The organism is Ruegeria sp. AL7 (genome assembly GCF_056536105.1).
Window position 1 is genome coordinate 3,202,289 of the sequence record NZ_JBQFJF010000001.1, and the last position, 26,900, is coordinate 3,229,188.

Consider the following 26,900-nt stretch of genomic DNA (forward strand, 5'->3'; position numbering starts at 1 on the left):
TTAGTCGCTGGCCCGCAAAATGCGGGCTGGCCGGGCAGAGAGAGGGCGCAGTGCGAAGGCAAATCCTGCGCAGAGCGTGACGCCGACACCGGCCAGAACAATGCCAATGGCCGAAGACCAGATCACGGTAAAACCTGTGTCGAAGATATAGGTGGCCACAGCCCAGCCGCCCAGGATGCCAACCAGCAAGGCGACGCAACCCGCCGCGGCACCCAGCAGGACCGAGCGCAGTCCAAAACTGCGCAGGATGCGGCCACGGTCAGCCCCCAGCGTCTTGAGGATTGCCGCCTCGTATCTGCGAGCGGGTTCACCGGCGGCTGCCGCACCGATCAGAACCAGAAATCCGGTCAACAAAGACACGCCCGCGCCATACGAGGTAGCAGCGGCGATCCCTGCCAATAGGCCCGAAACACGGTCAATGGCGTCGCGCACACGGATGGCCGTGATGTTGGGGAACTGGCCCGCAAGATCTCGCAGAATAGCGGCCTCGGCCTGTTCTTCTGCATATACCGTCGCAATAAAGCTATGTGGTGCGCCCGCCAGCGCCGACGGGTTCATCGACATGACAAAACCCATACCCGCTGTGGAAAAATCCACCTCTCGGGTTGAGGTCAGCTCTGCGGTGATATCCCGCCCCAGGATGTTGACAGTTATCTGATCGCCGAGTTTCAGACCCATCTCTTCGGCTTCTTCGGCTGCAAAGCTGATCTGTGGTGCGCCAGAATAATCCTCGGCCCACCATTCCCCCGCTGTCACCCGTGCATTTGCCGGGGGTCGGGCTGAATAGGTGACGCCGCGATCTCCCTCCAGTACCCAATGATCTCCGGCTGCCTCGCGCGCGGGGCGGCCGTTTATCTGAGTGATGATCCCTCGCAGCATTGGTGCGCTTTCAATGCGGCTGACAGCAGGATCGGTTTGCAGCCGTTCGGTAAAACCGGGCATCTGGTCTTTTTGAATATCGACAAAGAAGTATGAAGGCGCCACTTCCGGCAGATTGCCGGAGATCGCATTGCGCAGCGTTCCGTCAATCTGCCCAACCGCCGCCAGCACTGACAAACCCAGGCCAAGCGACAAAACCACCGACCCCGCGCCTTCACGCGGATCAGAGATGGCGGACAAGGCCCATCGCAGGGCAGGGCGGCCCCGCGCCAAAGGTGTTCCGGCCCGTGCCAGTTTGCGAATGGCATAGGCTGCGAGCGCCAGCAGGATCAGTGCGCCCGCAAGTCCGCCACTGGTCCACAGGGTTAGGCGAGTAGAGCCGCTGAACCAGGACGCAATCACGATCAGGGAGGCCAATCCAAACCCGGTTGCCACGACGTAAGTTGCGCGTGGGATGGGACGAGCCGCACTCAGCGCATCGCGAAACAGAGTTGCGGCGCGCACATCTTCGGTTCTGGCCAGCGGCCAGAGCGTGAACAGAAATGCTGTCAGCAGGCCATAAAGTGCGGCCTCGATCAGCGGTTGCGGATACAGAGAAAACACTGCTGGAACCGGCAATCGGTTTTCCAGCAGCGGCGCCAGCAAAAGCGGAGCCATCCCGCCCAGTAGCAGTCCAATTACAATGCCAGTCAGGGACAGCACCCCGATCTGAATCATGTAAGTTTGAAAAATGGTGGAGCGATCCGCGCCCAATGTCCGCAATGTCGCAATGGTTTCCGTTTTCTGGCTCAGATAGGCCCGTACGGCGGCGGACACACCGATGCCACCGACGGCAAGCCCCGACAACCCGACAAGGACCAGAAAGGCACTCAGGCGGTTGACGAATTCCGATATGCCCGGCGCGCCGTTACGCGCGTCGCTCCAGCGCATCCCCGAGCCTTCAAGCGCCGCGCTGGCACGTGCGGACACCTCCGACAGGTTCGCGTTTTGGGGCAAGGTCAGCCGGTACCTGGTCGAAAAAAGCGTTCCGGGTTCCAGCAGGCCAGATGCCTGCAACGCTTGGGTACGCACCATTGTACGTGGCCCCAAGGCAAAACCAGCCGCGGCGCTGTCGGGTTCATTCCGAAGTGCGGCCATCAGAATGAACTCTTGCGTGCCTAGCGCGAAGTGATCACCGACCGACAAACCAAGCCGGTCGATCAGAACGGGTTCCATAACGGCACCGGGTAATCCGGCCCTGCCATTCAGGGCGTCGCTCAGCGTGATATCCGGCTCCAGCTTAACCGATCCGACCAGCGGGTAAGCCTTATCCACAGATTTGACCTGGGTCAGCGCACGTTCCGGCCCGGTGTCGCGGGGTACAACCGCCATCGAGCGGAAATCGACAATCTCGGACACCTGCTCGGATGCCTGTTGCATCCAGAGGCGCTCGGCCTCAGTGGCAAAACGATAAGTGAACTCAAGCTCGGCATCGCCGCCCAGCAGGGATGCCCCTTCGCGGGTCAGCCCGGTCTGAATCGCATGACGCACCGATCCGACGGCTGCGATGGCTGCGACGCCCAAGGCCAGACAAGCCAGAAAGATGCGAAACCCGCGCAGGCCCCCGCGCAGCTCTCGACGGGCCAGCCGCGCGGCGAGCCGAAGGCTCATTCTGCGGCCTCCTGCCGGGTCTCGTCGGCAATCCTGCCGTCGCGCAGCCGGATCACACGGTCACATCGTTCAGCCAGCGAACGGCTGTGCGTTACAAGAACCAGCGTCGCATCATATTTGCGCCGAAGCCCGAACAGCAGATCGACAATCGCGGCACCGTTTGTTTCGTCCAGATTCCCGGTCGGTTCATCCGCCAGCAAGATCTTGGGGCGTGGTGCCGATGCGCGCGCCAGGGCAACTCGTTGCTGCTCGCCACCCGACAACTGTGCTGGGTAATGATCGCGGCGATGCGATAATCCCACGGCATTCAGTTCAGTTTCGGCCCGGTGAAACGCATCTTTGTGCCCTGCCAGTTCCAGCGGTGTCGCCACGTTTTCCAACGCGGTCATCGTTGGGATCAGGTGGAAATTCTGAAACACCACGCCCATGTTGTCGCGCCGAAACCGCGCCAGGGCGTCCTCGTCCATGCTTGTCAAATTCTGATCCAAGGCCAAGATTTGACCGCTTGTTGCCTGTTCCAACCCACCCATCAGCATCAACAGCGACGATTTTCCCGACCCCGATGGCCCGATCAGCCCCAGCGTTTCCCCCCTGTTCACGGTCAACGTAATGTCATGCAAAATAACGACCCGCCCGGCATTGCCATCCAGCGATAAAGCGGCATTCTGAAGAGCGAGAACAGCAGGCGTCATGGGTCTTCCCGATAAAGGAGCGGTTTTTGGGATATGGAGTGATCACCGTATTGCGCAAGGTTTTGATGGCAAGTCCATTTGTTTTCTGCGGTTTTGCGGCCACAGCCGAACAGGTGGCGATTGCAGCCCTTGGGGATTCGCTGACGCAAGGCTACGGGCTGGTGGAGGAGAACGGGTTTGTTCCCCAGCTTGACCGTTGGTTGCAGGCGCAGGGCGCAGATGTCCGGGTTATCAACGCCGGTGTCTCGGGCGATACAACGGCGGGTGGTGCCGCACGGGTGCAATGGACCCTGACACCGGATGTGGACGGAATGATCGTTGCCTTAGGCGGGAATGACGTGTTGCGCGGGATCGATCCTGCTGTTTCGCAAGCCAATCTGCGCAAGATCCTTGAGGTTGCACGCGATGCGAAGGTTCCTGTCTTGTTGATCGGAATGCAGGCGCCGGGCAACTACGGTGCTGAATACAAGCGGGCATTCGATGGCATGTACCCTGCGCTGGCGCAGGAGTTTGAAGTCCTGTTTTTCAGCAGTTTCTTCGAGGGGCTTGCAGCGGAGGGCGACCCCGCGGCCGTATCGCACTTCATGCAATCGGACGGCATTCATCCAAATGCGGCAGGGGTGGCGAAGATCGTCGACGCAATGGGTCCGTCCGTGCTGCAACTCGTGACGCAGGCGGGCGGGGAAGGTTAGCCATCCCCGTGATAGCGATCAGACGACCGTAACAACCGTTCCGATGGGGACCCGGTTATACAGATCGATGACATGTTCATTCAGCATCCGAATACACCCGTTTGACACCGCCCTGCCTATGGTTTGTGGCTGTGTCGTGCCGTGGATTCGGAAATAGGTATCGACACCGTTCTGGAACAAATACATCGCGCGCGCGCCGAGAGGGTTATCCCCACCTCCCGGCTGGACATAGTCATTGTCCTTGAATTTTGCGTAGGCCACCGGATCGCGTTGGATCATCTCTTGGGTCGGGCGCCAAGTCGGCCATTCCTTCTTCACATCGATGGTAGCGGTGCCGGTGAATTCCAGACCTGCCTTGCCGACGCCGCAGCCATAGCGGATCGCTTTGCGTGGTTCGGTGACATAGTAAAGATAGAATGAACGGGGGGCGACCAGCAGCTGCCCGGGCAGAAACTGCTTTTTGATGCGCACGAATTGCGGTGTCGGATCATACTCGACCGCTTTCTTTGCACTGGCGATGCCTGGCAGCAGCGTGGCCGCTGTTCCGGCCAGAAAAACTCGGCGTGTAAACATCGAAACCCTCATCAATTGACCAATGAAACCTAAGAGTCAGTTTCATCATGATATGTTATTTGGTCAATTCTGGGGCAAGCATCACGCATCCGTGATGTGATCAAACAGCCACCGAAACGGCAGCGGTTGAACAAAAGGATGAGGGGTTTCCCTCATCCTTTCAATAGCTTATGCAAGCTGGATGTTGTCGGCGCTTTCGCGGCCGTCACGACCCGAACGCAGTTCGTACGTGACTTTCTGGTTGTCGGCCAGACCGGTCAGGCCCGAGCGTTCGACGGACGAGATGTGGACGAAGATGTCCTTGCCGCCATCTTCGGGCGCGATAAAGCCGTAGCCTTTGGTGGTGTTGAACCATTTTACGGTGCCTGCTGGCATATCCGTGTCTCCTGTTTGGTGCTGCCCACGGAGTTGCGGCAGCCTGGCGTCGTAGGTCTGGATCGATAGACTGAGCGCCGTAGAAGGAGACAGTAGGTCGAAATAGAAAAACGTTAGCACCTTGCATATGGCATTGAGGTAAGCCTGTGGCAAGAGTGGTTTGTACGGATTGTACAGGGGCCAGAGGGCAGAAAGCCCAATATGTACAAGAATCCGCTGATGGGTTTCAGGCTGATTTGGCGGTGTTTGACAGCGTCCCGAGCGCTCTGACCACCCTGTCTGTTGATACGCGCGACGGCGGTGAAAAAACCGGACCCACACTTTCCCGGTCAGCCATGCGGAGCGGTCACCACGGGCCACGCCTGCGCGGGAGAGTGACACTTTTTCGTTGCAGGCACGTGTTCAGAACCAGTGTTGTTCTGACCCATTGAGCGGGGGGTCTTCTCACAACTGACGGTTATTATTCATTAATCACTATGTTTGGAAAATCTGCGATCCGGTGCTATACTTTCAGGCAGCCGTGGGGGCGGATATGAAAGTTGTCTGTACGATAACCTTGTTGTGCTGGGCCGGAGCCGCGCAGGCCCTGACTGTTCCATATGGGACAGAGGGTTCGACGCCGGGCGCGCGTGAAGGCGGGCTCAAACTCTACGACATGTTCGAATTTGAACACGAGCTTAAGGCACCGGTCTTCGCGAAGGAGAATCCGCGCCGTAAGGAAAGACGTCGTCGTCTTGTCGAGCTAGGAGGACCCAAGCGTTTGCCCGAGATTCTGGCTGAACGGACAGAGGTCGAGGAGGACTCCGGGCCCGAGTTCTGTGAGCTGTGGTGCAATGAGCCCGGGTCCGAAGAAACGCCGGTGGACGTGAACGTCTCGTCCGTGCCGCTTCCGGCCAGTTGGCTGCTGCTGGTTGGGGCGCTGACAGGGCTGTTCGGCGTCGGGCGGCTGCGCGGCAACCGGTTCGGATAAGCGCTGCACCTGCAATCATCCTTGAATGCTGTGATATGGGACACCGAAGGTTGGTGGACCTGCCGACCTGCGGCAGTGGCCTGCAAAGGCGTGTGTGTTAACCACTTGGTAGTCATACATGCGCCACCTTGCGCGCATGAGTGATTATCGCCGCGTCCGCATTCCCGGAGCCAGATATTTCTTTACGGTGTCGCTGGCCGACCGGTCATCCGACCTTTTGACCCGCGAGGTCGCACATCTGCGCGGGGCTTTTGCCGAAGCGCAGCGGGAGCGTCCGTTTTGGTGTGATGCGTTTGTGGTGTTGCCGGATCATCTGCACGCGGTGTGGACCCTGCCGCTGGGCGATGCGGATTATTCCACGCGGTGGGGTGCGATCAAGGCGCGGTTCACCATGGGCGTGAACAAGGCAAACCGTAGGCCGGGCTTCAGCCCGGCACCCGAACTCACGCACCTACCCGTCGTCACATCCGGCAGATATGCCGGGCTGAAGCCCGGCCTACGGGCCAACAAACGCGAAGGGGCGGTTTGGCAGCGTCGGTTTTGGGAACATACCATTCGTGACGAACGGGATTACCGCAATCACATGGAGTATTGTTGGGGGAACCCGGTCAAGCACGGGTTGGTGGCGCGCCCGACCGATTGGCCGTATTCGTCGATCCATCGCGATATCCGTGCGGGCCGGGTTGATCCGGAATGGAGCGGCGGTGTGACGGGCGGCGCGTTCGGAGAACCGTGACACAAAGAACACCCCCCGTAGGCCGGGCTTCAGCCCGGCATTCACCATTCCCCTCAGAGCGATTGAAGGGTTTTGAGGCCATTCATCGGCGGATGTTGGTAAAGGTGTGGGTGTTTCGAGTGGTGCCGGGCTGAAGCCCGGCCTACCAGTTGGTGTGAGGGGTGCGGGCGCTCATCCTAGGATTGCTCTGGAGTAAGAAAGGGCGGTCCAGAGACCGCCCAACGTCACACGAAAAATCCGAGTATCGTTAGCAAGAGTGCAATAGTGCCAATAACATCGGCATAAGACACTCGCCCTTTCAATTTGAATGAAAACCGCATTGGAGTTTACCTCAGCGATGCTCATCCGGATGAGCGTTAAACTTCGCTCAGTGTTTATATACCGCCCCAATTTTTAGCGGTTTGGTATGCTCCTATGATCACTTGGAGCTACCTTTCGACGGCCACCCGCTCAGATTATTCGTGGCACCGCCACGAGGCCTGTCGGACCGCCTTAGCTTACTTCCCGCTAGGGTTTCAACACAGCGCCGCTAAGCGCTTGCAGCTTCTGGGTAGACGCTGACGTTGCCCACTCCGTGGGTCTTCAGGTCCGCCACGCGGTGGTCTGAACACCTCCGCTACCAGCGCTAAATATAGTAGCTGTGCAGCGGATTGACAATAGATGTTCACGCTTGCACTCAATTCAACGGAGCGCGAACGCGCCCGCTATGCGGACGCTGCCTCGCGCCCGTTCGAAAATCGCTTTGCGATTTATCGAACGAACTTCTTATGCTTCAACCGCTTGGGCTCCAGCGCATCAGGCCCCAACCGCCGCTTTTTGTCCTCTTCGTAATCCTCGAAGTTGCCCTCGAACCACTCCACGTGTGCGTCGCCTTCAAACGCCAGAATATGCGTGCAAATCCGGTCGAGAAAGAAGCGGTCGTGTGAGATAACGACGGCGCAGCCGGCGAAATCGACCAGCGCGTCTTCCAGCGCGCGCAGGGTTTCGACGTCGAGGTCGTTGGTGGGTTCGTCAAGCAGCAGGACGTTGCCGCCCTCTTTCAACAGGCGGGCCATGTGGACGCGGTTGCGCTCACCGCCTGACAGCAGCGAGACCTTTTTCTGCTGGTCGCCGCCCTTGAAGTTGAAGGACGAGCAATAGGCGCGGGAATTGACCTGCGCGTCACCCAGCTGAATGATCTCGGCACCGCCGGTGATCGCCTCCCACACTGTGTCGTTGTCTTTCAGGTCGTCGCGGGACTGGTCGACATAAGACAGCTCGACCGTGTCGCCCAGCGTGATGGTGCCGCTGTCGGGCTGTTCCTGACCGGTGAGCATCTTGAAGAGCGTCGATTTACCGGCACCGTTGGGGCCGATGACGCCGACGATGCCGCCGGGGGGCAGGGCGAAGTCCAGCCCTTCGATCAGTTGCTTGTCGCCCATGTGTTTCGACAGGCCCTCGACCTCGATCACCTTGCCGCCAAGACGCTGGCCGTTGGGGATGACGATCTGGGCGCGGGTCAGCTTTTCGCGTTCGGACTGTTCGGCCAGCTCGTTATAGGCGTTGATCCGGGCCTTGGATTTGGCCTGACGGGCCTTCTGGCCCTGACGCATCCATTCCAGTTCGCGCTGCAGCGTCTTTTGCTTGGACTTGTCCTCGCGGGCTTCCTGCTCCAGCCGTTTGGCTTTTTGCTCCAGCCATGCGGAGTAGTTGCCCTCGTAAGGAATGCCGCGGCCGCGGTCGAGTTCGAGGATCCAGCCGGTGATGTCATCCAGGAAGTAACGGTCATGGGTGACGATCAGGATGGTGCCTTTGTAGTCGATCAGGTGCTGTTGCAGCCAGGCGATGGTTTCGGCGTCCAGGTGGTTGGTCGGTTCGTCCAGGAGCAGCATGTCGGGCGCTTCGAGCAGCAGCTTGCAAAGCGCCACGCGGCGTTTCTCACCCCCCGAGAGGTTGGCGATATTGGCATCGTCCGGCGGGCAGCGCAGCGCCTCCATCGACACGTCGATCTGGCTGTCGAGGTCCCAGAGGTTTTCCGCGTCGATCGCGTCCTGCAGGGTGGTCATTTCCTCCATCAGCTCGTCCGAGTAATTCTCGGCGATCTCCATGGCAATCTCGTTGAAGCGGTCAACTTTGCCCTTTTTCGCGGCCACGCCCAGCATCACGTTTTCGCGGACGGTGAGCGATTCATCCAATTGCGGTTCCTGCGGCAGGTAACCGACCTTGGCACCCTCGGCCGCCCAAGCCTCGCCAGTGAAGTCGGTGTCGAGGCCGGCCATGATCTTCATCAGCGTCGATTTACCGGCGCCGTTGACGCCGACAACACCGATTTTCACGCCGGGCAGAAAGCTGAGGTGGATGTTTTCAAAGCACTTCTTGCCACCGGGATAGGTCTTGGAGACACCCTGCATGTGGTAGACATATTGATAGGCGGCCATGTCGCGTCCTCTGGGTCGGGAAATTGGGTTGAAACGCTGGATATCCGAGCGGGGCGGGCGGGGCAAGCTGGTGGTTTTGTGAATTTCGTCCCGTATCTGCATGGGCTAGGTTTGCCGGGCTGTATGAGGGGCATGAAGTAGTGGAACTGGCGGAACTGATATCAGGCTGGGCGCAGCCAGGACGTGTCGAATGGATAGGCGTCCGGCCCGAGCGGCGGGTTGGGGTGGAGGTGGTGAGGGAGGCGGTGGTCTCGGCCGATGGGCTGGAAGGCGACCGGGGCCGTGCGGGCAAGCGGGCGGTTTCTTTGATCCAGCAGGAGCATCTGGCGGCGATTGGGTCTTATCTGGGGCAGGGACCCGTGGCCCCGGAAACCCTGCGGCGCAATCTGGTGGTTTCGGGGATCAATCTTGCCGCGCTCAAGGGGCGCGAGGTGCAGGTGGGTGAGGCCGTTTTGCGCTTTACCGTGATCTGTGCGCCGTGCAGCCGGATGGAAGAGGCGCTGGGCAAGGGCGGCTATTCTGCCGTGCGGGGGCATGGGGGATGGTGCGCCGAAGTTGTCAGGCCGGGGCGGGTTGCGCTGGGCGACGCCGTGCAACCGATTGATTGACAACGCGGCCCGGTTCTGAACATCAGCAGGGTATGGAGCGATACGACATCCCATACGCGCGGCCCGGGCAGGTCGTTGGGCTGTTCGGCGGGTCATTCGATCCGCCGCATCGGGGCCATGTGCATGTAACGCGTGAGGCGATGAAGGCCTTTGGGCTGGATCGGGTGTGGTGGCTGGTGTCACCCGGCAATCCGTTGAAAGAGCGGGGGCCTGCGCCGATTGCGCGGCGGATGGCGGCGGCGCGTCAGGTGATGCAGCATCCGAAGGTGGATGTGACGGATATCGAGGCGCTGGTCGGCACGCGGGCGACGGCGGACACTCTGACAGCGCTCAGACGGCTTTACCCGCAGGTGCGGTTTGTCTGGCTGATGGGCGCGGATAATCTGGCGCAGTTTCATCGCTGGAAAGACTGGCGGCTGATCATGGACACTGTGCCGGTGGGCGTGGTGGCGCGGCCGGGCGAGCGGATCTCGGCCCGGATGTCGCCTGCGGCGCGGGTTTATGCGAAGTACCGGATCGACGGGCAGGCGCGGCATCTTCTGGGGCAGGCACAGGCCCCGGCGTGGTGTTTCGTGAACGTGCCGATGATCGATGTCAGTTCGACCGATCTTCGGACGCGCGGGGAATGGGGCGCGGAAGTGTTGCCGGAATAGCCCCAACGGGCGCATAATCTAACACAGTGGTTGTGTGCTTTTGATCTGTGGGATTTTAATTCGGCTATGGCTGGTCGTTTTTCACGTCGATTGTTTCTGGGGGGATTAGGGGCGTCCCTGATCCCGGCAGCGGGCCTTGCGCAGGCACCGCTTGTATCGCTGAGGCCGCAGGCGCGTGGGGTCATATTAAGCGGTGCCGAGCGATTGGTGGCCGCAGCAGGCCTGAAAGGCGAAGTTGTGTTTGCGGTTGCGGATGTGGCGACCGGGGCGCAACTGGAAGTGTTTGGCGAGGGCGCAAGTCTGCCCCCGGCCAGCGTTGGAAAGGCAATGACCGCGCTTTATGCGCTGGATGTTCTGGGGCCGGAACACCGGTTCGAGACCCGCCTGGTGGCGGATGGCCGGATCGAGAACGGCGTTCTGCACGGCGATTTGATTCTGGTTGGGGGCGGCGACCCGCTGCTGGATACGGATGCGCTGGCCGCGATGGCGGCCAATTTGCGCGAGGCCGGGATTATCGAAGTGCGCGGCGCGTTCAAGGTTTATGACGGGGCGTTGCCTTATGTGTTCAGCATCGATCCCGAACAGCCGGATCATGTGGGCTATAGCCCGGCTGTCAGCGGCATTTCCCTGAACTTCAATCGTGTCCATTTTGAATGGAAACGCGCAGGCAATGGCTATGACATAACCATGGATGCCCGCAGCGCGCGTTATGTGCCTGCGGTGGATGTCTCGGCCATGCGGGTCGAGGATCGCAGCCTGCCGATCTATACCTATCAGGCAAGCGCGCGGCAGGATCGCTGGACCGTGGCCAAGGGCGCGTTGGGCAATGGCGGGGCCCGCTGGTTGCCGGTGCGCAAGCCCGCTTTGTACGCGGGTGATGTGTTTCGCACCTTGGCGCGGTCGAACGGGATCGTTTTGAAGCGTGTTCAGGTGACACACCAGAGCGTGCGGGGTGTTGATCTTGTGGTGCATCGCAGCGACAGTTTGGACCATGTCCTGCGCGGGATGCTGAAATACTCGACCAACCTGACGGCCGAGATGGTCGGGCTGGCCGCGACCAGGGCGCGCGGTGTTGACCCGCACACCCTGGCGGAATCGGCAGCCGAGATGAACCGGTGGGCCGCCAGTCGTTTCGGCGTGACCGGGATCGCCATGGTCGATCATTCGGGCCTGAGCGATGCCTCTCGCATGGTACCGGCGGATTTGGTTGCGGCCCTTGTTGCAACGCAGAAGTCGGGGATGTTGCGGCCCCTGATGAAACCTTTTGCACTGACCGACCGGAACGGGCGGCCCGTCAAGAACCACCCGATCAAGGTTGATGCCAAGACCGGAACATTGAACTTTGTATCCGGGTTGGGCGGTTTCCTGACAACTGCGGACGGGGTCGATCTGGCATTCGCGATATTCACCGCCGACGTGGATCATCGCGCCACGATCCCACGCGCGCAGCGTGAACGCCCGGATGGTGCACGCAGCTGGAACAGCAGATCACGGAAATTGCAGCGCGCCTTGCTGGAGCGCTGGGGGGCACTTTACGGAAGCTGAAACCTGAAACCGGCCTGAAGCAGGCGTCAGACAGTATGGCGCGCCCGGGCCCCGCGCTCGATCGCGGCCGCGTGCAGGCGGTCGATGTCCAGCTCGTACCGGATTTCTTCCAGCAGGCGCAGTTCGGATTCGGCCAGCGTTCCGTCAGCGGCAGCGACGTCACAGGCCAGGGCATAGGCGGTTTCGTTCAGGCGTTCGGGCAGGTTGTCCCGGATCAGGCCGAACAGCGCATCCAGCCCGTCTTCCTGTTCGAACAGGTCAAACACGACCTGCGACACGTGGCGCATCCGGTCGATGTCGTACCCGGCGAAAACCGGCAACATGTTCACGGCGACCTCGATCTTGACCAGCTCGGCGGTTCGGATGGTTTCGTCGGAGGCCGAGATCGCAACCATGATCGCCACAAGGCAATCCTGTGGGGACATCGGGTGGGGAACTTGCTCGGTCATTCGGGGCATCCTGCTTGGGTGTTTCTGATCGCGCACGATATGAGGGGGGGCGGTGAGGTTCAACACCTAGCTCGTGATTTGAGGCGGAAAAGCAGGTTCTGGGGGTTAGGAATTCTGTTTAACCCCGGTCGGGCATAACCCGGAGGTGCCGGAGCATGGTTTTCTCTGAAGCATTTTTGTGGTCAATCCGTGCGAGATAGTTCTGTGCCCGCTCAACCGGGTCATATCTGTACTGGTCGGGGCCAAGAAACTTGCGTGCATTCAGATCTGCGGTACTCAGAAGGTCGAAATTCACCAGTTCCAGCCAGCAATTCCACCCTTCATCATATTCGCCGGCCCAATTGTTCGTGTAATACCTGACAAGCCGGTTCCGGATCGTATACCCGTGGCAATCGAACGCGAGCAAGCCATTGGTGACGTAGATGTGGCTTCCGGCAAACCCTTCGGCAGGGACAATTCTTTCTGCATAAAAACCGGGCAGGGGCGACATCTTCAGATAGACGCCAGCGAGTATGTGGCAGGCGCCATTGCCGAAGAATATACGGTCCGGAAGCGCCCACCTGCGCTCGGGGTCTTTCTTAACACCGGGTTTCATTCTGTACATGAGTTGCTTTCGCGCCTGGACGTGGAGGAAGAAGGGTCGTGTGCCTATTGGGAAAACTGACAGTCCTTGCGGGGTGGCGCCAGTGATCTGGTGCCGCAGGATCGCGAAAAGTGTTGCCTGTCATTGACTCATGCTGCACTGGCACAATAGGAGGGGCCGGTCGGGTTGCGTGGTGCAGCCGCGACCGTTTCCCCAATGGAGCACATTGAAATGTCTGAACTGCGCGAAACCGCGATGTCGTCCAAGGCCTGGCCCTTTGAAGAGGCGCGCCGGTTGCTTAAACGCTATCAGAAAGGTGCTCCGGAAAAGGGGTATGTGCTGTTTGAAACCGGATATGGCCCGTCGGGCCTGCCGCATATCGGCACGTTCGGCGAGGTGGCGCGGACCACGATGGTCAAGCGTGCCTTTGAGGCGCTGTCGGACATCCCGACCAAGCTGATCTGTTTCTCGGACGATCTGGACGGGATGCGGAAGGTGCCCAGCAACGTGCCGAACCCCGAGGCGTTGGAAGAGCATTTGCAGCGCCCGCTGACCTCGGTTCCTGATCCGTTTGGCGAGTATGACAGCTTTGGCGAGCACAACAACGCGATGCTGCGCCGGTTCCTTGATACCTTCGGGTTCGAATACGAGTTCTATTCGGCGCGCGACTTTTATCGCTCGGGCCAGTTCGACGAGATTCTGAAGCGTGCGGTTGAACGCTATAACGACGTGATGGCCATCATGTTGAAAAGCCTGCGGGAAGAACGCCAGCAGACCTATTCGATCTTCCTGCCGATCCACCCGGAAACCGGGCGGGTTCTGTATGTGCCGATGAAAAAGGTCTGCGCCGAGACCTACACCGTCACCTTCGATGATGAAGACGGCAAGGAATGGACCGTTCCCGTCACCGGCGGCAACGTGAAGCTGCAATGGAAGCCGGATTTCGGGGCGCGCTGGGCGGCACTGGGCGTTGATTTCGAGATGTACGGCAAGGAACACGCGACCAACGAAAAGATCTATGACGGGATCTGCCGGGCCTTGGGTGGCCGCGCGCCCGAGCATTTCAGCTATGAGCTGTTTCTGGACGAGAACGGACAGAAGATTTCTAAATCGTCGGGCAATGGTGTCTCGATTGACGAATGGCTGACCTATGCGCCGACCGAGTCGCTGGCTTATTTCATGTACCAAAAGCCCAAGACGGCCAAGCGGATGCATTTCGACGTGATCCCGAAAGCCTATGATGAGTATCATCAGCAGCTGCGCGCCTATCCGGGGCAGGACCTGAAGGCGCAGTTGAACAACCCGGTCTGGCATATCCACGGCGGCGACGTGCCGGAATCGACCCTGATCGTTCCCTTTGCGATGCTGCTGAATCTGGCATCGGTTTCCGGTGCCGAAGACAAGGAGGCGCTGTGGGGCTTTATTCGCCGCTATGCGCCCGAGGCAACGGCAGAGAGCCATCCCGATCTGGACAAGGCAGCCGGTTTCGCCGTGCGGTACTTCAACGATTTCGTCAAACCGACGCGTAAGCATCGCGCGCCGACGGATCAGGAGCGCGAGGCGCTGGAAGCGCTGAAGGCGGCGCTTGAGGCATATGATGGCCCGACCGAGGATGAAGCGTTGCAATCGGTGGTCTATGCCATCGGCCGCGAGCGGTTTGATCCAATGAAAGGGTGGTTCTCGGCGCTTTATGAGGTGCTGCTGGGGGCCTCGCAAGGGCCGCGTTTCGGGGGCTTTATCGCGCTTTACGGCGTGCCCGAGACCATCGCGCTGATCGACAAGGCACTGGCCGGAGAGCTGGTCTGATTTGACCTGAACCGGCATGGGGCTATCCTTGGAACAGGAGGTGGCCCCATGCGTCGACTACTGCTTGCATTATCCCTGAGCGCCGGGCTGGCGTCGGGCGCATTTGCGCAGAGTGCCGAGATCGAGGCCAATATCGCGGCACAGATACAGGCCTTCCGGGCGGATGACTTTGCGACCGCCTTCACCTTTGCCAGCCCCAGCATCCAGCGTCTGTTCCGAAACCCCGACAATTTCGGCGCGATGGTGCGCAATGGCTATCCCATGGTCTGGCGCCCCGCCGATGTGCGTTTTCTGGAACTGCGCGAGGTCGATGGCGCGCTGTGGCAGAAGGTGATGATTACGGACGGTAACGGGCGGGTGCATCTTCTGGACTATCAGATGATCCCGCTGACGGAAGGCTGGAAGATCAACGGGGTGCAACTGTTGGGTGCCGCTGACCCTGCGGCCTGAGGCAACACCACCGTCACGGTGAGATGAGCCGTGGTTAATTCCTTTTCGATATCCAGACTGTCGCGTTCGGGGCGGACCTGAACACGGGGTTTGAACGCGTCGCCGGATTTGCGCGACGCGATTGGGAAAGGGTTTTCAATGAACAAGGCAATCACCGACGGCATCGTGTTCATGCCGCCTCAATTCGCGAATGGTCTGACGGTCTGGTCTGCGGGGGACGGAACGCCCGGGTCGCCCACATATGGCGGGTCCGGCACGGGCGTGTTTGTTCCGGCGGATGCGGATTTTGCCGGTTGTCTTGAGATCCTGAAGGTCAACACAACCCAGCAATTGCGTTACATGGGGCAGACGCCGATCCTGCCCGGTTGCTATTTGCAGATCAAAGCCCGGGTCAAGGCGATCAGCGGCCCGTTGCCGTCGGTGCGCATAGCAGCCTGGGCCGGTGGCGCGGGTGATGTGCATGTGGCCGGTGTTGTGGAACAGGGGCCTGCCACCCAGCTGTCGGGCTATGGCACGGTTCACGAGATCACCGCGATTGTCGGCACCGGCCAGCGCCCGGGCGTGGACATGCCCTGGGGGCTTGCCGCCCTTTACGGGCATTTCGGCCTGGATATCGAAGGGGCCAACGGCGCGCTGGTGCGTGTCGATGATCTTGAGATCACCGATGTCACCGGGTTCTTTCTGCGCGAGATGATCAGCCTGGTCGATGTGCGCGACTTTGGTGCCGTTGGTGATGGTGTGACGGATGACTCGGTTGCGTTTGAGGCGGCGGATCAGGCGGCCGGTGGCCGCCGGGTCTTTGTTCCGCAAGGCATCTATCACCTTGCGGAAAACACCAGCATCGATGCGGAGATTGAATTCGAAGGCACCGTCACCATGCCGGATGACAAGATGCTGTTGCTGACCAAGGATTTCCATCTGCCCGCATATATTGAGGCGTTCGGAGATGAGGAGCTGGCCTTCAAGAAGGCGTTTCAGGCGCTGCTGAACAACTCGGACCACGACTCGCTGGATCTTGGCGGGCGCAAGATTTCCGTTTCCGCGCCAATCGACATGGCCGCTGCGGTTCCCAACAAGCAAAGCGGCTTTTCCACGCGCCGCGTGATCCGCAACGGGCAGTTCGATGTCAAAAGCGGTACCGCCTGGGACACCGAAACCTTCACCTCTGTCGCTACTTATGACCCCTTGGACAAGACACGCCTGACCAATGTCGCCAATGTGGCCAATATTCCGGTAGGATCGCTGGTTGAAGGCAGTGGTGTCGGGCGTGAGGTTTACGTGCGCTCGAAAAACATAGGTGCCGGTGAGATAACCCTGAGTGCACCCATCTATGACGCCGCCGGTACCCAGACCTTTACCTTTCAGTCGTTCAAATACCTGCTGGATTTCAGCGGTTTCGATACGTTGCGGAAATTCGGCATGGAACAGATCGAGTTTCAGTGCAACAGCCGGTGCAGCGGTATTCGTCTGGCGGCCTCGGGCAGTACGTTTTCGTTGAAAGACTGTTTTATCAGTCGCCCGAAGGATCGGGGCCTGACCTCGACCGCGACGGGGTGCAAGGGGCTGCTGATCGACAATTGCCAGTTCCTGTCCTCAGAAGAAGCGCTTGACGTGACGGACCGGAATTCCATCGGGCTGAACACCAACTCGAACGATGTGAAGCTGCGTCACAATCAGGTGGTGCGGTTCAAGCATTTTGCCGTTCTGGGCGGCGGTACTAATTTGGTTCTGGGCAACCATTTCTTTCAGGGCGACGGCATCCCGCAGGGGGTCCGTACCGCGGGGCTGATCATGATCGGCACCTACAACACTTCGACCATTGCCGAGAACTATGTCGACAACTGCTTTATCGAATGGACCAACGAACGCGATGCGGCGCCGAATTATACCAGTGGTTTCTCGTTCAGTTCGATGAGCATCACGGACAATATCTTTTTCTCAAGCGATGCACCGGCCTGGTTCAGTTATATCATCATCCGCCCCTATGGCGCTGGCCATTACCTGAATGGCGTGACGGTGACCGGCAACAAGTTCCGCGCCACCAGCGGTTCGATTGAGCGGGCGGAACGGGTCGATACGTCTTTTGCCGATCTGGACAATAACAGGCATTCGAACGTGACCTACGAGAACAATACCTATCACGGGATTGGCAAGAGATCCTCGAACCCGCTGCGCATCCGCAGCCAACAGAACTCGGTCGCGAATGTCTGGACTGTTTCGGCAAACGGCGAATTGCCATTTGGCGGCAAGGCGCGCGGCTGCGACGGGGTCACTGCCATCGGGTCGCTGACCGGGGTGTTCAACAACCTTGTCTATTCGGCCCCTCATGTTCTGACCGAACAGGGGGTCAGTGGCGACAGTCTTATTCTGCGCTGGCCGGATCACCTGAAAGGCGAAGTCTCGGTCACGATGCGAATGGAGCGTTGAAACAGCGGCTGGCCGCCCATTCCGGGGTGGGCAGCCGCCTGACAAACGGGCGCAGAAAAGCGCTGATTGGCGCATCGGCAAGGAAATAGGCGACGTTTCAATCTGATGTGCTAGGCTTGGGGAAAGAAATGGAGAATCCCGATGCCGAAAATCGCCAAAAACGCCAGTGTTCAGACAGTTATCACCACGTTTGAAATGACGCCCGGCACCTGTCAGGACCTTTTGGAAGCGCTGACCGACGCCTATTCCGAGTTCATCTCGAAGCAGCCCGGCTTTGTTTCTGCGGGGCTTCATGTGAATGATGCGCAAACCCGGATTGCCAACTATTCGCAATGGCAACGTCGCGAGGATTTCCTGGCCATGCTGCGGACCCCCGAGATGCGCGACCGCAACCGCAAGATCAACGAGCTGTGCAAGAGCTTTGAGCCGGTCATGTATGACGTTGCAGAGACATTTGGCTCTACCTGACCTGAATCAAAGCCTGCGGTGCATGTCTGTTTCAAAGTAAGTCTGCAAAACGGAGGCGCATGCTATGTATCACAACATTCTCGTTCCGATCTCTTTCGATGCCGAAAGAGATACGTCCGGGCCGTTGAAACTGGCCCGGGTTCTGGCCACGCCGGACGCGCAGGTCACATTGCTGCATGTGGTTGAGCATATTCCGAATTATGCAATCTCGTACATGCCGGCGGAATATCTGTCCGAGGCCCGAAAGGCGATTCAGTCAGAGCTTGATACGCTGGCGTCGCAATTGCCGAATGCCACGGGCGTGGTGGTCGAAGGGCATTCCGGCCGGACCATTCTGGATTGGGCCGAGGCGCATCACCCGGACCTGATCATCGTGGCCTCGCACCGGCCGGGGATGCAGGATCTGCTGCTGGGGTCAACCGCGTTCCATATCGTGCGCCACGCCCCTTGCGCGGTGCATGTGGTCCGGTAACGGTCGGACATCACTGGCAGTAAGCAAAATTGTGCCTGTGCTGGCGGTGGTTTCGGGCCGGGCCAGATTTTTTGAACCCGGTGGAACTGTGCTGCCTCGGCTTTGCCACATATTGCTCTTATGGGTCGGGGCATGTTGTTCAAGAAACCAACGCAGGAAGCACCTGATCTGAACCCGCGCTCGGCCAGACGACACCAGCGCGCCGAGGCGGCGCGGCGGCAGGCGCTGTCCCCGCTGCGGATCCTGATCATGGTTCTGCTGCTGCCGCTGACGACCGTGCTGATTGCCACGGGCGTCTTTCTGCGCACCTCGGGCTATGAGCGGGACGAGGCGATGATCCACCTGATCGCGCTGGCGGGGTGTGATGCGACACAGGCCATGGGGATCGGTCCATTCCGCGCTGGGCAGCCGGGATATCATGAGCGCAACGACCCGGATGGTGACGGGGTGGCCTGCGGGTATGCCGAGCTAGAGCTGCCACGCGCGACCACCGTGCAGGCGCAGGACCAGCCAAAGCCGCGCGAACGGTCGGTGGGAAGCGCCAAGTTCGTGCGCCCCTGATTTTCGGGGGGCGGGAAGGGGCTAGCCTTTCATCGCCTGTAGCAATTCCAACAACCCTTTGCGATCGTCGTCACTGGCATAATCACCGGTGGCCAGCCGTTCGGCGATACGCAGGCGCAGGCGTTCCTGTTGAGTGCGGACCTCTTCCCCGGCGGTTTCGGCCAGCGTCTTCATGATCACCGCCACGGCCTGTTGGCGCTTGGTGGTTGGGTTGGCGATGTAATCGACAAGGCTCTGCTGGCCGGAATCGAGGATGTTTTCAGCCAGTTCACGCAGTTGGTCGCCATTGGGCAGCAGCGGGGCGGGTGCATCCTCGGGCGGCAGGATTTCCGGCAGGTTGCGCGGGGTCTCGGCCAGGGCGTTCGCGCCATCGACAAAGGCTTCGGTGATCATCCGCGTGATCTTGATCGCGCGCGGGTCCTTGAACAGGGCCGAGGCGATGGCCACGCCGTAATCGGTATAGACCCACGGGTTGACCCTCCGCCCGCCGCGGCCTTTGGGTTTTGATATCACATTCTGTGATTGCAAATCGGCAACCTCGGCATCGGTCAGCTGAAAGCGGTAGCCTTCGAACAGGTCGGTGTTTCGCGACACAGCCTGATTGAAGGCGCTGACGGATTTTCCGTAGAACTGCGCCAGATCCTCGGCCAGCACAACACGGCTGCCGCGCACCCTGTGAATGGCGTTTTGCACCTCATGCGTGCTGGGCAGGTTTTTCGGGTTCGTCATGGCAGCCGTTTGGAATCACAATTTGTGATTTCAAACGTGGAGGAGGGTGGGGCGGGGTGCAAGGGTGGAGTGTGGGGATCTCCCTGCCCAAAACCTGATAAACCGCGTGCTCAGCCGGGCGTATTGCGCAGATAGGCAAAGCGATAGGCAAGCGCGACGCCGCCTGCGCCACCGACAATATTGCCGATCGTGACCCAGAAGAGGTTGCCCATGGCCGCGCCCAAACCGAAATCGGCACCGGCAAGCGCGCCCTGCGGCAGCAGGTACATGTTGGCGACGGAATGCTCGAGCCCCAACAGGACAAACGCCGCAATGGGCCAGAGTACCGACATGATCTTGCCCGCCGCTGTTCTGGCCGCGAAGCTCAGCCAGACGGCAAGGCAGACCAACGCGTTGCACAGAACGCCGCGCGCAAACGCCTGGGTGGACGAGAGGTCGGCCTTGCCATTTGCGATTGCTGATGCGGTGGTCCCCATGGGCCCGTCCAGCAAGCCGGTTGCAGCGAAGGCCAGAGCCAGCGCGATGGCCCCGACCAAATTCCCAAGGTACACGAGGCCCCAGTTGCGCAGCAGGGCGCGCGGCGAGATTTTCCGATCCACCGCCGCGATGGTCATCAGGGCGTTTCCGGTGAACAGCTCGGCCCCGCCGACGACCACAAGGATCAGGCCCAGCGAGAACACGACGCCACCCAGAAACCGGGCCGGTCCGAATCCGGGGTCAACGCCGGTCATGACCATGGTGAAGGCGGCCCCGCCGAAGCCGATGAACACACCCGCGAGTATCGCCAGAGTCAGCGTCTGGCCGACCGTGAGATGTGCCTTGGCAACGCCAGCGGTTTCAACCAGCTCGGCGATCTGGGCGGGTTTGTAGGCGTCAATTCCGGTTGGGTTCTGTGTTTGCATGGGACCCACTTTGCCGAGGCATGCGCGTTTCGACATTGATTGGGATCAAGCATCCATCGGTGCAAAAACAACCGCACTGGGGGCGAGGCTGCAACCCTGAAGGGACAGCCGCCCGGATGCAGTGCGGTGTATGGTTGAAAATCGGCGCAAATCGCCGGTATCAATACGAGATTTCGGGCCGTCGTGCTAGGGTACGCGCGGCGGGGCCGTTCCGGCCGTGTTACATGGCAATTTCGCCAGACGAGGGAGGAAAGTGATGTTTGCACGAATTACCCAATACAAAATGAAGCCCGGTACGCGCGAGGCGGCAACGGCGAAGATGAATGAATTGAAATCCGACATCATGGGTATGCCCGGCATGCACAGCTTTACCAACGTGATGAACGAGGATGGTTCAGGCTATGTGATCTCGGTGGTCGAAAGCGAGGCGACCTCGAACGCAAACGCGCCTAAAGTGGCCGAGCTGTGGGGCCATTTCGCCGAATTCATGGAAGGCCCACCGACGCCGGTTGGGTACGACGTGATTGCCCATTGGGATAAGGGGTAGCGGTTAGGGCGGGGATAGACCCGCCCTTTCTTTTATTTGGAGAGAACAGCGATTTGGACCTCATGCGGTCTGGCCAGGGTGTTCGGGTTCGTCATGGCAACCGCTTGGAAACACAATTTGTGATTTCAAACGTGGAGGAGGGTGGAGCGGGGTGCAAGGGTGGAGTGTGGGATGTGACTTACCTACTCAGGCAAACGCTCATAACTCTTTCCTTAGTATCACCGCCGTAACGGGTGTTGGACGGCAGTGCGATCCAGTCTCTGTGTCGATAACTCCAAAGAAACGGCCAATTCTCGCTGTTACACGCGACGCCATGTGGGGACTGGTAACCGTCAGATCGTTCCCGAATAGACTTGAACAAAGACGAACGTTCTATGATGCGTAACTCGGATGTTTTCGCATATCTTTTCATTTGCCATTGCACTTGCAGGTTTTGCAACGCGACCGGACCTATTACTGTAAGCATTGCGCCAACAATTATAATCGGTACTTTTGCTTTGCCCGGCATGATCAAAGCGGCTGCGGCTACCAAAACCAGCAACATCAACGCCGCAATGATAAAAATGAAAAGTCTCGCGGTTAAAGCGGTTCCTAGAAAAAACAGGACTGCGGCGGGCCAAATAGTGAGTGCCAGCACTGGTGAGCTACCGACGCCCGAATCTACTCCAAGTCCCCAGATGATCATCAAAAGGAGCACGAACCATAGCATTGACAAACTTCTGCCGGGCGACGCTTCGCGCCATCCTGCGAGCACACTTACCCATACCCAAACCATTGATAGGAGTGAAATGGTTCCGAGCAGCCCAACTGCAATAAGAAGCGTGATCAAAAAACTTTCCTAAACCGATTGTCTAAGAAGATAGATTTCTTGCTTTTAGGCAAATTGCAACCATCAGTTGCGTTTAAACCTACCGCTTCCGCCTCTTCACATTCCCGCCCCGCTGCCCCGGCCGTCCAGCCGTTGACCGCCCGCGCGATTTCACGGCATCTTCCGAGGCTTTCTCGACCGCCCATTGGCGGGCCATGGGGTCGTCGGCGATGGCCAGATCGACCGCTTCCAGACGTTTGATTTCATCCCGGATGTTGGCGGCCTCTTCGAATTCCAGGTTCTCGGCAGCTTTGCGCATCTGGTCGCGCAGCCCGTTCAGGTGCGCCTCGAGGTTGGCGCCGTGCATCGGTTTGTCGATGGTGGCGGTGACGCGGTTCATGTCCACGTCCCCCTCATACAGCCCGGCCAGAACATCCTCGACATTCTTTTTCACGGTCGCGGGCGTGATACCGTGTTCCTCGTTATAGGCCATCTGCTTGGCGCGGCGGCGGTCGGTTTCGGCCAGCGCGCGTTCCATCGAACCGGTGATCTTGTCGGCATACATGATCACCCGGCCATCGGCGTTGCGCGCGGCGCGGCCGATGGTCTGAACCAGCGAGGTCTCGGACCGTAGAAAGCCTTCCTTGTCGGCGTCCAGAATGGCGACCAGCCCGCATTCGGGAATGTCGAGCCCTTCACGCAGCAGGTTGATGCCAACCAGCACGTCGAACGCGCCCAGACGCAGGTCGCGCAGAATCTCGATCCGTTCCAGCGTGTCGATATCGGAATGCATGTAGCGCACCTTGATGCCCTGTTCGTGCAGGTATTCGGTCAGATCCTCGGCCATGCGTTTGGTCAGCGTCGTGACCAATGTGCGATAGCCATCGGCGGCGACCTTGCGCACCTCGTCCAGCAGGTCGTCGACCTGCATCGACACGGGGCGGATTTCGACCTGCGGGTCCAGCAGGCCGGTGGGGCGGATCACCTGTTCGGTGAAGACGCCGCCGGTCTGGTCCAGTTCCCACGCGGCGGGGGTGGCCGAGACGAAGACGGATTGCGGGCGCATGGCATCCCATTCCTCGAACTTCAAAGGCCGGTTGTCCATGCAGGACGGCAGGCGGAACCCGTGTTCGGCCAGCGTGAACTTGCGCCGGTAGTCGCCCCGGTACATGCCGCCGATCTGCGGCACGCTGACATGGGATTCGTCGGCAAAGACGATGGCGTTGTCGGGGATGAATTCGAACAGGGTCGGGGGCGGTTCGCCCGGAGCGCGGCCGGTCAGATAGCGCGAATAGTTCTCGATCCCGTTGCAGACGCCGGTGGCCTCGAGCATTTCCAGATCGAAATTGGTGCGCTGTTCCAGCCGCTGCGCCTCGAGCAGTTTGCCTTCGCCGACCAGCTGGTCGAGGCGCATCCGCAGTTCTTTTTTGATCCCGATGATCGCCTGCTGCATCGTCGGTTTCGGCGTCACGTAGTGGGAATTCGCATAGACCCGGATATGGTCCATCGTGTCGGTCTTTTCACCGGTCAGCGGGTCGAATTCGGTGACCTGTTCCAGTTCCTCGCCGAAGAAGGACAGTTTCCAGGCGCGGTCTTCGAGGTGGGCGGGCCAGATTTCCAAGCTGTCGCCCCGCACCCGGAATGAGCCGCGCTGAAACCCCTGATCGTTGCGGCGGTATTGCTGGGCCACCAGATCGGCCATCACCTGCCGCTGGTCGTATTCGTGACCGACCTTCAGATCCTGCGTCATCGCCCCGTAGGTTTCGACCGAGCCGATACCGTAGATGCAGCTGACCGAGGCGACGATGATCACGTCATCGCGTTCCAGCAACGCCCGCGTGGCCGAGTGGCGCATCCGGTCGATCTGTTCGTTGATCTGGGATTCTTTTTCTATGTAGGTGTCAGAGCGCGGCACATAGGCTTCGGGTTGGTAATAGTCGTAATAGGACACGAAATATTCCACCGAGTTTTCGGGGAAGAAGCCCTTGAACTCACCATATAGCTGCGCCGCCAATGTCTTGTTGGGGGCGAGGATGATGGCCGGACGCTGGGTTTCTTCAATCACCTTGGCCATGGTGAAGGTCTTGCCCGTCCCGGTCGCGCCCAGCAGCACCTGATCGCGTTCCCCGTCCAGCACGCCGCCCGCCAGTTCCTTGATCGCCGTGGGCTGATCGCCCGCCGGATTGAATTCGGTATGCATCACGAATTGCTTGCCGCCTTCCAGTTTCAGACGCGCGCGCACGTCTTCGGTGGTCAGTTGGGTCTTGTCGGAATGGGCGTAAGGCATTGGTAGGCTCCAGGCGTCAGGCCCTTACATTTGTTCTTATTTTGTCCAACTGCAAGGGCCGATCCGGATTCATTGCCCGCTATGCGGTCTGAGGCCGTGCGACGGGTGAGACGGTGTGATGTTCTTGGGTTTGTTTGGCGAGACCCTATTCCGACCTGATGACAGTTTCTGGCATGAGTTCGCAGGCGAGGGCCGCGACAATTGCAATCTTGCCCCCGGGCGCGCTCTGACGCATAAACGGGCTCAGCCAAGTGAGTACGGAGAGGCGACATGCGCGCACGGATCTACCAGCCCGCAAGAAATGCGATGACCTCGGGGATGGCCAAGACCCGCAAATGGGTTCTGGAATACGCCCCGGCCTCGGCGCGCGAGGTTGATCCGCTGATGGGCTGGACGTCGTCCAGTGACACGCAGGCTCAGGTACGCCTGAAGTTCGACACGCGGGAAGAGGCGCTGGATTATGCCAAGGCCCACGGTATCGATGCGCAGGTCAGCGAGCCGCACAAGCGCAAGCCCAATCTGCGCGCGCGGGGCTATGGCGAGAATTTCGCAACCGACCGGCGCGGCCCCTGGACGCACTGAATGATCGAAATCCGAGAGGCTGACCCGACATCGGACGTATTGCGCCCGATTGTCGATGCGCATTTTGCCCATGGTGAAACCGCGGGACCCGCGGAAAGCAACCACACGATGGATGCTGAAGCCTTGGCCGGGCCGGGGGTGCGGTTCTGGGCCATTTTTGACGGACAGCAGCCATTGGGATGCGGTGCGCTGAAAGCGCTGCCCGATGGAACCGCCGAAGTAAAATCAGTGCATATTCTGGCGCAGGCAAGAGGGCGCGGGCTGGCGCGCGTGCTGATGGTGCATCTGGCTGAACAGGCCGGCGCAGAGGGGTGCGAGGCTTTGGTTCTTGAGACCGGGGCGAGCCATCTTCGCGAATATGATGCCGCCCGCAAGCTGTATGAGTCGCTGGGATATTCCTATTGCGGGCCTATCTTTGGATATGTTGATGATCCCAACAGCGCATTCATGCGCTTGCCTCTTGAACCCCGCGGGTAAAAACCGCAAGAAGGGCGCAGCGGTCCCTTAGCTCAACTGGATAGAGCAGCTGACTTCTAATCAGCAGGTTGAGGGTTCGAGTCCTTCAGGGATCGCCATTTGCAAACCAGATCTATACCGGACATGCGCCTGCTTTGGTCGGCGCGTCGTGATCTTGTGGCTGTTTGGTGTGGTATGAGGGGCTGGACGAGGGGGTCATGCCAGCCCCTCTAAGGGGGTCACAGAGTGGTAGTATGTGTTCCTTACGTACAATCTAACGTGATTCACCGTGCGGCGATATTGGGGGATTCCCGTAGGTTGGCATTTGCGCGGAAATATGCGTGTCAGGCAGTGCAATCCTGTTGAGATCAGACCGGGTTTTTGCGCGGTATTCGTGTTGAGGCTGTAGAAGCCGCTGGCAAATCCGGGGGTGATGCAAAAAATATATTGCAACCGGTTGCAAAGAAAATCATTGTTACGCACAACAACAAGATTCGGGAGAGCTGCATGTTGAGGGTCGGATTGCTGGGTGCCGGGCGTATTGGGCGCGTTCATGCGCAGGCCATATCTTCCCATCCGGGGAGCAGGCTGTGTGCGATATCCGATGCGCTGCCCGAGGCGGCGAACAGCCTCGCGGATGAATATGGGGCCGAGGCACGCAGTTCAGAAGAAATTATCGCTGATCCCGAAATTGACGCGGTTCTGATTGCAACGCCGACGGATACGCATTCCGACCTGATCGAGGCGGCCACGGGCGCTGGCAAAGCCGTTCTGTGCGAAAAGCCCGTCGATCTGAGCCTTCAGAGGGCACAGGACTGTCTGAGCGCCGTAGCGGGGCGCGGCAAACCTGTCATGATCGGGTTTAACCGGCGGTTCGATCCTAATTTTGCGGCTTTGAAGGCCGGTTTGGACGCAGGTGAAATCGGCAAGGCCGAACTGTTGTCGATCACGTCATTTGACCCGGCCCCGCCACCGGTCAGCTACGTAAAAGTGTCCGGAGGACTGTTTCGGGACATGATGATCCACGATTTCGACATGGCGAACTTTCTGATGGGGGATGTGCCCCAGACCGTCACAGCGGTGGGATCGTCGCTTGTGGATGCAGAGATCGGCGCAGCAGGCGATGTGGACACGGCCGTGGTCACAATGACTTACGCAGACGGCCGGATTGCGGTCATCAAGAACTCGCGCCGGGCGGCCTATGGGTATGACCAGCGGGTCGAGTTGCTGGGCTCGGAAGGGTTGTTGCAGGCGCATAACATGCTGGAAAACACCGTCGTGAAATCGACGGCGGATGGCGTTGTGGGCGCGAAGCCGACTTATTTCTTTCTGGAACGCTACATGCCGGCCTACCGCGTGGAATGGGCCGCATTTGTTGATGCTGTCGGCGGCGGTTCCGACGTTCCCGTCACGTTGCAGGATGGTGTGGCAGCGCTGGCGATGGCCGAGGCCGCGACCCTGTCAGCGCAGACGGGAATGCCCGTCCGGATGGAGGAAATTTTGAAACCGGTTGCAAAATGACCAAAATTCTTCAAACTAACGACAGCTCGGCCCTGAGCCGCAGCCACTGAGATTCGGCACAG

Annotated in this window: 27 protein-coding genes and 1 tRNA gene; 17 read left to right on the forward strand and 11 right to left on the reverse strand. The window is 59.6% G+C overall.

All coding sequences use genetic code 11. The features are described from left to right. Together ACR3E2_RS16080 and ACR3E2_RS16085 are read right to left on the reverse strand one after the other, a co-directional pair. Nucleotides 1-2,529 (reverse strand): ABC transporter permease, encoded by a 2,529-nt coding sequence (locus ACR3E2_RS16080; RefSeq protein WP_480483259.1) that lies wholly within the window; start codon nucleotides 2,527-2,529, stop codon nucleotides 1-3. Beyond that, a complete protein-coding gene (locus ACR3E2_RS16085) occupies nucleotides 2,526-3,221 on the reverse strand; it encodes an ABC transporter ATP-binding protein (protein ID WP_480483261.1) in 696 nt (231 codons plus the stop codon). The genes ACR3E2_RS16080 and ACR3E2_RS16085 overlap by 4 nt, the downstream gene beginning before the upstream one ends. Before the next feature lie 65 nt (nucleotides 3,222-3,286). Between ACR3E2_RS16085 and ACR3E2_RS16090 the strand changes: the two genes are divergently transcribed. Further along, nucleotides 3,287-3,913, forward strand: coding sequence for an arylesterase (locus ACR3E2_RS16090; protein WP_480483262.1), 627 nt, complete (start codon nucleotides 3,287-3,289; stop codon nucleotides 3,911-3,913). A gap of 18 nt (nucleotides 3,914-3,931) precedes the next feature. Here ACR3E2_RS16090 and ACR3E2_RS16095 read toward each other — a convergent pair whose 3' ends face one another. After that, on the reverse strand, nucleotides 3,932-4,486 hold the full coding sequence (locus ACR3E2_RS16095; RefSeq protein ID WP_209506382.1) for a L,D-transpeptidase: 555 nt from the start codon (nucleotides 4,484-4,486) through the stop codon (nucleotides 3,932-3,934). A gap of 168 nt (nucleotides 4,487-4,654) precedes the next feature. Continuing rightward, nucleotides 4,655-4,861, reverse strand: a complete 207-nt coding sequence (locus ACR3E2_RS16100) for a cold-shock protein (protein WP_209506380.1) — start codon at nucleotides 4,859-4,861, stop codon at nucleotides 4,655-4,657. A 499-nt stretch (nucleotides 4,862-5,360) separates the two neighbouring features. Here ACR3E2_RS16100 and ACR3E2_RS16105 point away from each other — a divergent pair, with 499 nt between their 5' ends. Both ACR3E2_RS16105 and ACR3E2_RS16110 read left to right on the forward strand, forming a co-directional pair. After that, complete coding sequence (locus tag ACR3E2_RS16105; protein WP_480492797.1) at nucleotides 5,361-5,831, forward strand: hypothetical protein; 471 nt, start codon at nucleotides 5,361-5,363, stop codon at nucleotides 5,829-5,831. Between the two features lie 136 nt (nucleotides 5,832-5,967). Continuing rightward, nucleotides 5,968-6,567 (forward strand): REP-associated tyrosine transposase, encoded by a 600-nt coding sequence (locus ACR3E2_RS16110; protein WP_480483369.1) that lies wholly within the window; start codon nucleotides 5,968-5,970, stop codon nucleotides 6,565-6,567. 749 nt (nucleotides 6,568-7,316) lie between these two features. On the opposite strand, the gene ettA is transcribed toward ACR3E2_RS16110, so the two are convergent. Then, nucleotides 7,317-8,984, reverse strand: coding sequence for an energy-dependent translational throttle protein EttA (gene ettA / locus ACR3E2_RS16115; protein WP_480483267.1), 1,668 nt, complete (start codon nucleotides 8,982-8,984; stop codon nucleotides 7,317-7,319). Nucleotides 8,985-9,124: 140 nt separating this feature from the next. Here ettA and ACR3E2_RS16120 point away from each other — a divergent pair, with 140 nt between their 5' ends. The 3 genes from ACR3E2_RS16120 to dacB all read left to right on the forward strand — a co-directional run bounded on the left by ACR3E2_RS16120 (nucleotide 9,125) and on the right by dacB (nucleotide 11,790). Then, nucleotides 9,125-9,592 carry an MOSC domain-containing protein gene (locus ACR3E2_RS16120; RefSeq protein WP_480483269.1) on the forward strand — a complete coding sequence of 156 codons (468 nt, stop codon included), beginning with the start codon at nucleotides 9,125-9,127 and terminating at the stop codon, nucleotides 9,590-9,592. Nucleotides 9,593-9,624: 32 nt separating this feature from the next. Further along, nucleotides 9,625-10,245, forward strand: coding sequence for a nicotinate-nucleotide adenylyltransferase (locus ACR3E2_RS16125; protein ID WP_480483271.1), 621 nt, complete (start codon nucleotides 9,625-9,627; stop codon nucleotides 10,243-10,245). A 66-nt stretch (nucleotides 10,246-10,311) separates the two neighbouring features. After that, nucleotides 10,312-11,790 (forward strand): D-alanyl-D-alanine carboxypeptidase/D-alanyl-D-alanine endopeptidase, encoded by a 1,479-nt coding sequence (gene dacB, locus ACR3E2_RS16130; protein ID WP_480483273.1) that lies wholly within the window; start codon nucleotides 10,312-10,314, stop codon nucleotides 11,788-11,790. A 26-nt stretch (nucleotides 11,791-11,816) separates the two neighbouring features. On the opposite strand, the gene ACR3E2_RS16135 is transcribed toward dacB, so the two are convergent. Both ACR3E2_RS16135 and ACR3E2_RS16140 read right to left on the reverse strand, forming a co-directional pair. After that, on the reverse strand, nucleotides 11,817-12,239 hold the full coding sequence (locus ACR3E2_RS16135; protein ID WP_209598583.1) for a tellurite resistance TerB family protein: 423 nt from the start codon (nucleotides 12,237-12,239) through the stop codon (nucleotides 11,817-11,819). A gap of 118 nt (nucleotides 12,240-12,357) precedes the next feature. Further along, nucleotides 12,358-12,834 (reverse strand): hypothetical protein, encoded by a 477-nt coding sequence (locus ACR3E2_RS16140; RefSeq protein WP_480492798.1) that lies wholly within the window; start codon nucleotides 12,832-12,834, stop codon nucleotides 12,358-12,360. A 219-nt stretch (nucleotides 12,835-13,053) separates the two neighbouring features. On the opposite strand from ACR3E2_RS16140, the gene ACR3E2_RS16145 reads away from it, so the two are divergent. From ACR3E2_RS16145 to ACR3E2_RS16170, 6 genes are all read left to right on the forward strand, one after another. Then, nucleotides 13,054-14,628: a lysine--tRNA ligase gene (locus tag ACR3E2_RS16145; protein WP_480483277.1), complete on the forward strand. Its 1,575-nt coding sequence runs from the start codon at nucleotides 13,054-13,056 to the stop codon at nucleotides 14,626-14,628. A gap of 48 nt (nucleotides 14,629-14,676) precedes the next feature. Then, nucleotides 14,677-15,078 (forward strand): DUF4864 domain-containing protein, encoded by a 402-nt coding sequence (locus tag ACR3E2_RS16150; RefSeq protein WP_480475250.1) that lies wholly within the window; start codon nucleotides 14,677-14,679, stop codon nucleotides 15,076-15,078. A 138-nt stretch (nucleotides 15,079-15,216) separates the two neighbouring features. Beyond that, complete coding sequence (locus ACR3E2_RS16155) at nucleotides 15,217-17,505, forward strand: glycosyl hydrolase family 28-related protein (RefSeq protein WP_480483279.1); 2,289 nt, start codon at nucleotides 15,217-15,219, stop codon at nucleotides 17,503-17,505. Nucleotides 17,506-17,646: 141 nt separating this feature from the next. Then, a complete protein-coding gene (locus tag ACR3E2_RS16160) occupies nucleotides 17,647-17,973 on the forward strand; it encodes an antibiotic biosynthesis monooxygenase family protein (RefSeq protein ID WP_209507893.1) in 327 nt (108 codons plus the stop codon). A gap of 64 nt (nucleotides 17,974-18,037) precedes the next feature. Beyond that, on the forward strand, nucleotides 18,038-18,445 hold the full coding sequence (locus ACR3E2_RS16165; RefSeq protein WP_480483281.1) for a universal stress protein: 408 nt from the start codon (nucleotides 18,038-18,040) through the stop codon (nucleotides 18,443-18,445). 132 nt (nucleotides 18,446-18,577) lie between these two features. Beyond that, nucleotides 18,578-19,006 (forward strand): excalibur calcium-binding domain-containing protein, encoded by a 429-nt coding sequence (locus tag ACR3E2_RS16170; RefSeq protein WP_480483283.1) that lies wholly within the window; start codon nucleotides 18,578-18,580, stop codon nucleotides 19,004-19,006. 21 nt (nucleotides 19,007-19,027) lie between these two features. Here the strand turns inward: ACR3E2_RS16170 and ACR3E2_RS16175 are convergent, their stop codons facing one another. Together ACR3E2_RS16175 and ACR3E2_RS16180 are read right to left on the reverse strand one after the other, a co-directional pair. Beyond that, nucleotides 19,028-19,735 (reverse strand): ORF6N domain-containing protein, encoded by a 708-nt coding sequence (locus ACR3E2_RS16175; protein ID WP_480483285.1) that lies wholly within the window; start codon nucleotides 19,733-19,735, stop codon nucleotides 19,028-19,030. A 110-nt stretch (nucleotides 19,736-19,845) separates the two neighbouring features. Then, nucleotides 19,846-20,637 (reverse strand): formate/nitrite transporter family protein, encoded by a 792-nt coding sequence (locus ACR3E2_RS16180; RefSeq protein WP_480483287.1) that lies wholly within the window; start codon nucleotides 20,635-20,637, stop codon nucleotides 19,846-19,848. 256 nt (nucleotides 20,638-20,893) lie between these two features. Between ACR3E2_RS16180 and ACR3E2_RS16185 the strand changes: the two genes are divergently transcribed. Next, nucleotides 20,894-21,184 (forward strand): antibiotic biosynthesis monooxygenase family protein, encoded by a 291-nt coding sequence (locus tag ACR3E2_RS16185; RefSeq protein WP_209507883.1) that lies wholly within the window; start codon nucleotides 20,894-20,896, stop codon nucleotides 21,182-21,184. Between the two features lie 178 nt (nucleotides 21,185-21,362). Here the strand turns inward: ACR3E2_RS16185 and ACR3E2_RS16190 are convergent, their stop codons facing one another. Further along, nucleotides 21,363-22,013, reverse strand: a complete 651-nt coding sequence (locus ACR3E2_RS16190; RefSeq protein ID WP_480483289.1) for a hypothetical protein — start codon at nucleotides 22,011-22,013, stop codon at nucleotides 21,363-21,365. 79 nt (nucleotides 22,014-22,092) lie between these two features. After that, on the reverse strand, nucleotides 22,093-24,279 hold the full coding sequence (gene uvrB / locus ACR3E2_RS16195; protein ID WP_480483291.1) for an excinuclease ABC subunit UvrB: 2,187 nt from the start codon (nucleotides 24,277-24,279) through the stop codon (nucleotides 22,093-22,095). Nucleotides 24,280-24,549: 270 nt separating this feature from the next. Between uvrB and ACR3E2_RS16200 the strand changes: the two genes are divergently transcribed. The 4 genes from ACR3E2_RS16200 to iolG all read left to right on the forward strand — a co-directional run bounded on the left by ACR3E2_RS16200 (nucleotide 24,550) and on the right by iolG (nucleotide 26,838). After that, on the forward strand, nucleotides 24,550-24,861 hold the full coding sequence (locus ACR3E2_RS16200) for an ETC complex I subunit (protein ID WP_209507877.1): 312 nt from the start codon (nucleotides 24,550-24,552) through the stop codon (nucleotides 24,859-24,861). Further along, entirely contained in the window at nucleotides 24,862-25,338 is a 477-nt protein-coding gene (locus ACR3E2_RS16205) for a GNAT family N-acetyltransferase (protein ID WP_267366437.1), read from the forward strand. Nucleotides 25,339-25,359: 21 nt separating this feature from the next. Beyond that, nucleotides 25,360-25,436 (forward strand) — tRNA-Arg (locus tag ACR3E2_RS16210). 388 nt (nucleotides 25,437-25,824) lie between these two features. Next, on the forward strand, nucleotides 25,825-26,838 hold the full coding sequence (gene iolG / locus ACR3E2_RS16215; protein ID WP_480483293.1) for an inositol 2-dehydrogenase: 1,014 nt from the start codon (nucleotides 25,825-25,827) through the stop codon (nucleotides 26,836-26,838). Nucleotides 26,839-26,900 lie beyond the last annotated feature (62 nt).